General features: G+C 44.8%; 9 protein-coding genes. 7 read left to right on the top strand and 2 right to left on the bottom strand.

Going from position 1 to position 9,177, the window contains the following annotated elements; genetic code table 11:
* Nucleotides 1–1,150 (top strand): WD40 repeat domain-containing protein (locus AACU32_RS37450; RefSeq protein ID WP_445223206.1); only part of this gene is annotated, 1,150 nt, incomplete at its 5' end.
* A 335-nt stretch (nucleotides 1,151–1,485) separates the two neighbouring features.
* Nucleotides 1,486–1,737, top strand: a complete 252-nt coding sequence (locus tag AACU32_RS37445; RefSeq protein ID WP_339378593.1) for a hypothetical protein — start codon at nucleotides 1,486–1,488, stop codon at nucleotides 1,735–1,737.
* Nucleotides 1,738–2,107: 370 nt separating this feature from the next.
* Here AACU32_RS37445 and acsF read toward each other — a convergent pair whose 3' ends face one another.
* Nucleotides 2,108–3,184 carry a magnesium-protoporphyrin IX monomethyl ester (oxidative) cyclase gene (acsF, locus tag AACU32_RS37440; RefSeq protein ID WP_096607292.1) on the bottom strand — a complete coding sequence of 359 codons (1,077 nt, stop codon included), beginning with the start codon at nucleotides 3,182–3,184 and terminating at the stop codon, nucleotides 2,108–2,110.
* Between the two features lie 423 nt (nucleotides 3,185–3,607).
* Here acsF and hemF point away from each other — a divergent pair, with 423 nt between their 5' ends.
* The 3 genes from hemF (at nucleotide 3,608) to AACU32_RS37425 (ending at nucleotide 5,910) form a co-directional block, all read left to right on the top strand.
* Nucleotides 3,608–4,672, top strand: a complete 1,065-nt coding sequence (hemF, locus tag AACU32_RS37435) for an oxygen-dependent coproporphyrinogen oxidase (RefSeq protein WP_096607291.1) — start codon at nucleotides 3,608–3,610, stop codon at nucleotides 4,670–4,672.
* Nucleotides 4,673–4,812: 140 nt separating this feature from the next.
* Nucleotides 4,813–5,658 (top strand): fatty acid desaturase, encoded by an 846-nt coding sequence (locus AACU32_RS37430; RefSeq protein ID WP_096608348.1) that lies wholly within the window; start codon nucleotides 4,813–4,815, stop codon nucleotides 5,656–5,658.
* 102 nt (nucleotides 5,659–5,760) lie between these two features.
* Nucleotides 5,761–5,910, top strand: a complete 150-nt coding sequence (locus AACU32_RS37425) for a hypothetical protein (RefSeq protein ID WP_339378592.1) — start codon at nucleotides 5,761–5,763, stop codon at nucleotides 5,908–5,910.
* Nucleotides 5,911–5,945: 35 nt separating this feature from the next.
* Here AACU32_RS37425 and AACU32_RS37420 read toward each other — a convergent pair whose 3' ends face one another.
* Nucleotides 5,946–7,121, bottom strand: coding sequence for an AGE family epimerase/isomerase (locus AACU32_RS37420; RefSeq protein WP_096607290.1), 1,176 nt, complete (start codon nucleotides 7,119–7,121; stop codon nucleotides 5,946–5,948).
* Between the two features lie 318 nt (nucleotides 7,122–7,439).
* On the opposite strand from AACU32_RS37420, the gene AACU32_RS37415 reads away from it, so the two are divergent.
* Together AACU32_RS37415 and AACU32_RS37410 are read left to right on the top strand one after the other, a co-directional pair.
* Nucleotides 7,440–8,057 carry a hypothetical protein gene (locus tag AACU32_RS37415; protein ID WP_096607289.1) on the top strand — a complete coding sequence of 206 codons (618 nt, stop codon included), beginning with the start codon at nucleotides 7,440–7,442 and terminating at the stop codon, nucleotides 8,055–8,057.
* Between the two features lie 66 nt (nucleotides 8,058–8,123).
* Complete coding sequence (locus AACU32_RS37410) at nucleotides 8,124–9,173, top strand: tyrosine-type recombinase/integrase (RefSeq protein WP_096607288.1); 1,050 nt, start codon at nucleotides 8,124–8,126, stop codon at nucleotides 9,171–9,173.
* Nucleotides 9,174–9,177 lie beyond the last annotated feature (4 nt).

Below are 9,177 nucleotides of genomic sequence, written 5' to 3'. Positions count from 1 at the left end.
CAAAACCCTCAAGGGGCATAGCGGTTTTGTCTTTAGTGTGAGTTTCAGTCCCGACGGCAAGACGATTGCCTCTGCTAGTTTTGACAGGACAGTCAAACTCTGGGACATCTCTGGCAAACTACTCAAAACCCTCAACGGGCATAGCGGTTCTGTCAATAGTGTGAGTTTCAGTCCCGACGGCAAGACGATTGCCTCTGCAAGTTCTGACAGCACAGTCAAACTCTGGGACATCTCTGGCAAACTACTCAAAACCCTCAAGGGGGATAGCGGTTTTGTCTTTAGTGTGAGTTTCAGTCCCGACGGCAAGACGATTGCCTCTGCAAGTTCTGACAGCACAGTAATTTTATGGGATTTGGATTTAGATAATTTATTAACTAGTGGTTGCAATTGGCTGAATAATTACTTAGTTATTCATCCAGATGTGCTGGCAGACCTCAAAGCCTGCCAAACTACAGCTATTAAAAAAGAAGCCGCACCAGCATTAGTTACCCAAGGTGAAGAATTAGCCCGAAATCAAGATATTAATCTTGCGGTTGCCAAGTTCCGCCAAGCATTAGAATGGAATCCCAGCTTAAAATTTGACCCCCAAGCAAAAGCCAAACAATTGGCAAAAGCTTCAGCCTTAGTTGAAAAAGGTGAGAGCCTAGTACAAGCAGGCAATCTTGACGGTGCAGTTGCTAATTTCCAGCAAGCATTACAACTAGACCCCAGTTTAGACTTTCAACCAAAGGCAAAAGCATTTTCTCTGTTGGTTGAGCAAGGAGCAAGCCTGATCGCAGAAGATAAGTTTAAGGAAGCATTAGCAGCTTACACCAATGCCCAACAGTTAGATCCAAAAGTCAAAATTTCTGCCGGTTCTTGGAATAATTTATGCTGGGAAGGCAGTTTGCAAAAACAAGCCGCCGATGTGATGGTTGCTTGTGAACAAGCCGTGAAGCTTGCCCCTAAAGATGGCAATATTCGTGATAGTCGTGGCTTGGCGCGGGCGTTAACAGGTGACTATCAAGGCGCAATTGCTGATTTTAAAGCCTACATCGCCCAGGCTGATAATAAAGATTGGAAAGCACAACGGGAAAGCTGGGTAAAAGACCTCAAGGCTGGGAAGAATCCTATTACAGATGATGAGTTGAAGCGTTTAAGTAATTTGTAATTCAGAAAGCTGCTATATGAAAAGTGCCGCGCTTTCACTTCACCAATTTGAAAGTTGACATTAGGGAGCAAGATGCTTCTTAGGGAGCAAGATGCGGGAGCATCCCAAATGTGTAAAAACATATTTTGTCATTGCGAGCGTAATGAAATGAAGCGTTCGCTGAAAGCGTTCCCGCAGGGTAGCAATCGCAGCAGATAGACTTTGCGATTGCTTCATTGGGCTGACGCTCCTTCGTCGCTAACGCTGCGCTAACGCTCCATTCGCAATGACTAGTTTTAATTTGATAAATTTGCACTCATTGGGATGCTCCCGCAAGATGCTGCTTAGGGAGCAAGATGCTCACTACAAATTTATTCAGGTCAAAATTGGGATGCTCCTGCGCTTTCATTACACCTATTTTCCAGTGCGATCGCAATTACAGCCTGATTCAAAAACAGCGATCGCTTTTCCACAACACCAATTTACAGCAGCAAGTACAGATAATTGTCAGGGCATGGCAGTGCCATGCCCCTACCCGCATACCTGATTTACCTAAAATACGCTGTAAAAGTGCGATCGCAATGAAAATGAATGCATTTCTCGTGTAACAACTTCAGGGTTCTTTGAATCAACTTCAGGGTTCCCGGAATCAACTTCCGGGTTGACGTTTCCGTGTTTCGCGTACCCGGAATCAACTTCAGGGTTCCCAGAATCAACTTCCGGGTTGACGTTTCTGTGTTTCGCGTACCCGGAATCAACTTCAGGGTTCCCAGAATCAACTTCCGGGTTGACGTTTCCGTGTTTCGCGTACCCGGAATCAACTTCAGGGTTCCCGGAATCAACTTCAGGGTTGATGTTTAAGTGTTTTCCTCAGACATAAGAAAATGTAGAGACAGTACTGAACAATCTCTACATACCATAGGGTTGCAAAATTGTAGTTGTTTTACTTGAAATTAAAAAAGCGATCGCTTCGGCAAATTAACAAACTTGTCCGCGCAAAGCTTCGGTATTGATGGGTTTAATCAAGTAAAGTAGCAATAGATTCCAAACAATTGCCGCAACTAAGGGTATTTTCCGAATTACCTTCACAAATTTAGGCTGAGAACTGCCCTCAATTTCTACCAATTTCAAGTTGTAATCAGAGCAGCGATGCAAACGCGAGAAAAACTTGGGATGTTCCGTATTTAACATTACAGGAAAAGCTCGTCCAGCCGTTTCATTAGTTTTGCACACAACTTGGCGGTCAAATTCTGTGGCATCCAGCCCCAATGAGTCATAAAATCCTGCCCGTTCGTGAACTGTTAAAGTGTGGGTAGCAAACACCGATAACAGGAAAAAGCGACTTAACAGCCTGGCTTTCCAAGTTTTCCACAGTTGGGGTTGCGATCGCAATAAAGCTTTAAATATATCCCCATGACGGTTTTCATCCTGACACCAGCTTTCAAAATAGCGGAAAATTGGGTAAAACTGGTTTTCTGGGTGCTGTTGCAAATGGTGATAAATAATGATGTAACGCCAGTAGCCAATTTTTTCTGAGAGATATACCGTGTAAATTACCCAATCGATGGGGAAAAACGTATAGGTGCGTCTTTTCGTCACATCAGCCAAATCCAGCGACAGTTTAAAATCGCCCATTGCTTTGTTCAAAAATCCTGCATGACGCGCTTCATCACGCGCCATCAAATTAAATATCTCCGCCAACAGGGGATTGCGAGTTTTCAGCTTGCGCGATAGTTCCTTAAACAGCAAAAACCCAGAGAACTCGGAAATACAAGAACGTTCCAAATACTCAATAAAAGACTGGCGTGCTTGTGCGCCGATATCTTCCCAAGACTGCTCAAACGCCTCATCCCGCACAAAATGGTGGCGGTTGTAATCTGCCCGCATTTCTGCTAACATCGCCTGCAACTCTTTTTCCTGAGCAGACAAATCTAGGCTAGCCGCAGTTTCAAAGTCTGTAGTGTAAAACCGGGGAGTCAGTACAGTTTCTTTGCTTGGTGCTTTAATTCCCTGCTTTGGTTCCTTAGGCGCAGACTGGGATAAGGTATTAACCATGAGTTCTCCGGTAGTTAGCTTAACAATTAGATAGCTATCAAGTTATGATTAGTGTAATTTGTAGACTAGCTATTTTTGCTAAAAGATTTACAATCCTTTAATTTTGCAATTGGGGGATGAGGGAGACAAGGAGGAAATGTTGACGGTTGACTGTTGACTGTTGACGGTTGACTGTTGTAAGGGCGGGTTCACAGATATCCTCGTGGATCAACAATGATCTAAATAAACCCGCCCCTACAGACTGTTGCCCAATGCCCAATGCCCCATGCCCAATGCCCAATGCCCCATGCCCAATGCCCAATGCCCCATGCCCAATATCCTATTTGTTAAGTTTTAAAACGTACCTGCAATATAAAAACTCAATAACTATAGAGTTATTTAAGAGGGTAATCACGCTTACTAAGAGTTTAAGAGATATTCAGTATGGGTCGTAATTCAGACAATCGTCCTCAGGAAAACAAAAATCACACACTATTGCTCACACCTCCCGTCAATGCAGGGAATATACCGCCCGTAGATTCACGCCAACGGGTGAAGCAGTTTATGCAGAAAATCCAGGATGAAATTTGCACCGGCTTAGAGCGGCTGGATGGCGAAGCCAAATTTCATGAGGATCATTGGGAGCGGAAAGCTGGTGGTGAAGGACGTACCCGTGTGATTCGGGAAGGGCGAGTGTTTGAACAAGGTGGTGTCAACTTTTCGGAAGTTTGGGGTGATACTTTACCGCCTTCGATTTTGACTCAACGCCCAGAAGCAGCCGGACATCAGTTTTTTGCCACTGGAACTTCGATGGTGCTGCATCCGCGCAATCCCTATGTACCAACGGTACACCTCAACTATCGCTACTTTGAAGCAGGCCCCATTTGGTGGTTTGGTGGTGGCGCAGATTTAACACCTTACTATGCCTTTGCCGAGGATGCGGTTCATTTTCACCAAACATACAAAGCCGCTTGCGATCCTCATCATCCAGAGTATTATCCAACCTTCAAACGCTGGTGTGATGAATACTTCCACCTGCGTCATCGCCAGGAACAACGGGGTATAGGCGGTATCTTCTTTGACTATCAAGATGGCAGTGGTAACCTGTATGTCACCTCCCAGACGGATACACCAGCAGCGCTTTACAGTCAGCAAGTAGGAAAAGTCACACGTACTTGGTCAGATTTATTTGCTTTTGTGCAAAGCTGCGGTCAGGCATTTTTACCTGCTTACTTGCCAATTGTAAACCGACGACAAGAAACTGAATATAGCGATCGCCAGCGCCAATTTCAACTATACCGTCGCGGTCGTTACGTAGAATTTAACTTGGTATACGACAGAGGCACAGTTTTCGGCTTGCAAACCGATGGTAGAGCCGAATCAATATTGATGTCCCTACCACCGTTAACACGCTGGGAATACGGCTATCAGCCAGAACCCGGTACACCGGAAGCACAACTCACCGAAATCTTCCTGCAACCTCAAGATTGGGCAAGTAAGACGATTTGATGTATTGGGCATGGGGCAAGAGTCAAAAGTCAAAAGTCAAAAGTCAAAAGTGAAGAATAATTAGTTATTTCTTCCTTGTCTCCTTTGTCCCCTTTGTCCCCCTACCCCCTGCCTATTCTGTGTGAGGAAGTATTGTGAGATTGAAATTACAAAATTTGCCAGAGAAAGACGAACCTTTGCGTCTTGATTGGCTGACGGTGTTATTTTTTGGGGCTATTCATGCAGTAGCATTATTGGCTCCCTGGTTTTTTTCTTGGTCGGCTGTAGGTATTACGCTGTTACTACATTGGCTATTTGGTAGCATTGGAGTCTGCTTAGGCTATCACCGACTCCTTAGCCATCGAAGTTTTAAAGTGCCACGATTTTTAGAATATGCGATCGCTATTTTGGGTGCTTTATCATTACAAGGCGGGCCTATCTTTTGGGCGGCTGGACATCGTTTGCACCATGCTCATACTGAAGACGAAAACAAAGATCCTTACTCCGCCCGCAAAGGTTTCTGGTGGAGTCACATGATGTGGATTTTTTATCCCCGTGCAGAGTTCTTCAATTATGACAACTACCAGCGATTTGCTCCCGATTTGGTGCGAGATCCTTTTTATCGCTGGCTCAATAGCAACTTTCTCTTCTTGCAAATTCCCGTTGCATTATTGCTGTATGCATTAGGCGGTTGGTCATTTGTTGTGTATGGTGTGTTTGTTAGAGCAGTCATTCTTTGGCATACAACCTGGCTGATTAACTCAGTCACCCATATGTGGGGATACCGCACCTTTGAAATTAATGATAACTCCCGCAATCTCTGGTGGGCAGCTATTCTCACCTACGGCGAAGGCTGGCACAACAATCACCATGCATATCCTCATGTCGCCAAGTGTGGCTGGCGCTGGTGGGAAATTGACATTACTTGGTGGGCGATTTGGTGTTTAAAAACAATCGGCTTGGCAAAGGATTTAAATCTACCACCTGCTCAGGCTGGGAAGGCGTAATGGACTAACAAATTATGGGAAGATTGAGGCTGACGCGGGGACAGGGAGAGTGGGTGACGCGGTGATTGTTGTTGATGAAAATTCCCAGATTATCCTGCAATTATGCAACGCCCAAATTATTTTATCGCCGTGTATGCAGAGAAGGCAGAGGAAGAAGAATCTGATTATCGTCTTTCCTCTGTGTTCTCTGTTACCTCTGCGGTTAAAATAATTATTTTTTTGACCCGCAGAGGACACAGAGGCGCAGAGTAGAGATGTGTGTAAACTGTAGCTTCCGGTGGGGAGTTTCAATGCGAACTTAAAGCCTCAAATTGCTGCCAGCAAAGATACAATGCACGCGGTACGTGGAAACAGCCTTTCCATTTACCGCCTTTGAGGTTTAAAAGTACTTCCCCACGGCGATTAAGATAGCCGAACCATTCACCATGCTGGGGATCGGCAAAGTGTGACCAAGCATAATCATGCACTTTTTGATACCATTCCCAACAAACGTCACGCCCTGTCAATTGATAGCCCATTGCTAATGCAACCAAAGTCTCTAGGTGAACCCACCACAGCTTTTGATCCCATTCCAGTTGTTGTGGGGGATGTCCCTTGGCATCCATAAAGTAATACAATCCGCCGTATTCGCTATCCCAGGCAAAATTGAGGATATTCATCACCACATCTACAGCTTGGTTGATGGTTTGGGTATCGTTGCGGCGATGGGCAATATCCATAATGAACCACATCGCTTCAATTCCGTGGCCAGGATTAATTAATCTGCCTTCAAAACAATCAATGTGGGAACCATCAGGAGCAACATTTTCATACATTAAACCCTGGTCTTTATCAAGGAAATCGCCCATTACTTCCTGAACAGTCATATCCAAGACTTGCTCCAAGGTTTCGCTGGGTAGCAACCATGCCATTTCTAGAGTTAGGTTGGCTAAAATCATGGGTACAGCCAAAGATTTCATCGGGCGTGTACCTGGATAAGTTTTGGTATATTTACCTTTTGGGTTATCCTTACGGCGTAAAACATTGTTATAAGCCTGCATTGCGATATCTCTAGCCCAATCTTCATCACAGGCGAGGGCGTATTGACTAAAAGCCATTGCGGCAAAGCAATCAGAAAAGATATTGTAAGGCTGGACTAAGGGCTGTCCTTCACGGGTGAGGGCAAAGTACCAGTTACCATCAGCATCTCTGCCATGTTGAGAAAGAAAATTTGCGCCATTAGTAGCAATTTTGAGCCAATTATCGCGGTTTTCTAGCTGGTTGTAAAGCATGGAGAAAGTCCACACCTGACGGTTTTGTAACCAGATAAATTTATCTGTGTCATACACATTACCAACGCGATCGAGACAAGTAAAATAGCCACCTTGCTCCCAATCAATTGAGTGTTTTTCCCAAAAGGGGAGTACATCGTTAAGCAGTGCGTTTTTGTAGAGTGCCGCTAGTTCTTGAAAATCCTGTCTCATAAATGTACCCCAATTTTGCGTCAAAACCACAGTAATCCAATTGTGATATTTTTGATGACGCGATCGCTCTTTTTCATTGAAAGCGTCGGGAAGCCCGCAAATCAATGAAAATCTCTCTTAAGAGTCAACAGTCTGTAGGGGCGGGTTTATTTAGATCATTGTTGATCCACGAGGATATCTGTGAAGCCGCCCCTACAACCGTCAACCGTCAACCGTCAACCGCGCCGCACTGAAGCTCACTCGAAGTGTCAACCGTCAACATTATTTTCCAGACAGTGCAGAATAGAAAACAAAGAGCAATTTATCCAGAGTGTGTACATGAGCGCTGATGTAACATCTACGGCTACACCTGATTTTGCGATCGCATTATCTCAAGCTGCGGCTGCCTATCGTGGAGACGGTGGTAAACTTCCGACTCCGGCTTTGCTGGTGGATGCATTGCTAGCAGCAGAAAAAGCCGCCAAGCAGCAACGTTTAGCTTATAATTTTGAGTCTCTTGTAGGTAAATGGCGGCTGTGCTTTGCTACTGGGACTCGTAAAGTCAGACAGCGCGGGGGAATTGTTTTAGGTAAGGGTGTGTATCTGCCCAAATTTGCCGCAGCGCAGATTTCCTTTAGTGCGACTTCAGAACAGGATTTAGGTAGAGGCGAAATTGGTAATCAGGTGCAAGTCGGCCCGGTGTTGTTGAAGCTGACAGGGCCAGCAAAATATTTAGATAAGAAAAATTTATTGGCGTTTGACTTTACGCAAATGCAAATTAACCTGTTTAGTCTGACTGTTTACAAAGGACAGATTCGTTCTGGTAAAGTGCCCTCAGGAGATTTTTACAATCAGCCCATAGCCAAATTACCGTTTTTTGCCTTCTTTGTGATTACAAAAGATTTTATCGCAGCTCGCGGTCGTGGGAGCGGATTGGCTCTGTGGATTCGAGAATAGAGTCAAGAGTCAAATAAAGAAGTCGAGTTAGCTGCCCTACTTTAAGATGCAAAATTGGTGCAGCCTATGCCACGGAATCGTAAGGGGACAGTATCAGTACGCGATCGCAACGGAAACATCACATTAATCTGGCAGTACGGGGGGAAACGCTTTTATTTAGCGCTAGGACTCCCTTACACCCCGCTAAATCTCGGATTGGCAACTGTAACTAAATCACAAATAGAAATAGATATAGTTACAGGCGCGTTCGACGTAACTTTAGAAAAGTACCGACCCGATCATCAAAACAAACTAAATATACCCGCACAAAGTCTGTCTTTCGTAGAAGATTTTCTAAAAAAACCAATGCTCCGCCAGACTTCTGATGTCTATCGCGGTGCAGTCCTCAAATTTCGAGAGCATTTTGGCGATCGCAAAACAGAAATTACCAAACCGGACGTTGAGGACTTTATACAATGGCTACGCACTCAAACCGCAATCACCACGGCTAAGGAGTACACAGCGAGACTTGCAGCGATTTGGACATGGGCAATAGAAGAAGAAAAAATACAGCCTCCAAATCCCTGGACGACGCAGTGGCGAAAAATCAAAACACCTCCACCACAGCCAAAACCATTTTCAAAAGAAGAAGTAGCGAAAATACTCCAGTCGGCTCAATCTAAACATTACGGCAGTTTTATCGAATTCCTATTTCGCACAGGCTGTAGATTGGGTGAGGCAATATCACTGAAATGGGACAACATCAGCGAGGATTGCAGCAGAGTGACAATATACTCGCCAAAAACGAATAGAACTAGGGTTTTTAGTCTCTCCCCTAATACACAGCAGCTATTGATCACCCAGCCTAGAATTAGCGACCATGTTTTTACAGCGCCCCGTGGCGGAAAGATATTAGGGACGACGTTTCGGGAACGGATATGGAAGCCATTACTGGCAGAATTACAAATCCCCTACCGCAAGCCCCATAACATGAGAATCACCTTAGTGAGTCACTCCCTAGAATCGGGAATCGATCCGGTGCGACTCTCAAGAATCACCGGACATAGTACCCAAACAATGTTTAAGCACTACTTAGGTAACACCGGAATAGATTCTGTTGTCCCTGAAGTTTTTTAGAGTC

It is taken from the genome of Calothrix sp. NIES-2100, assembly GCF_963875285.1.
Taxonomy (GTDB): domain Bacteria; phylum Cyanobacteriota; class Cyanobacteriia; order Cyanobacteriales; family Nostocaceae; genus Aulosira.
Note: the sequence above shows the minus strand (reverse complement) of the source record. Positions and strands in the feature narration are given on the sequence as shown.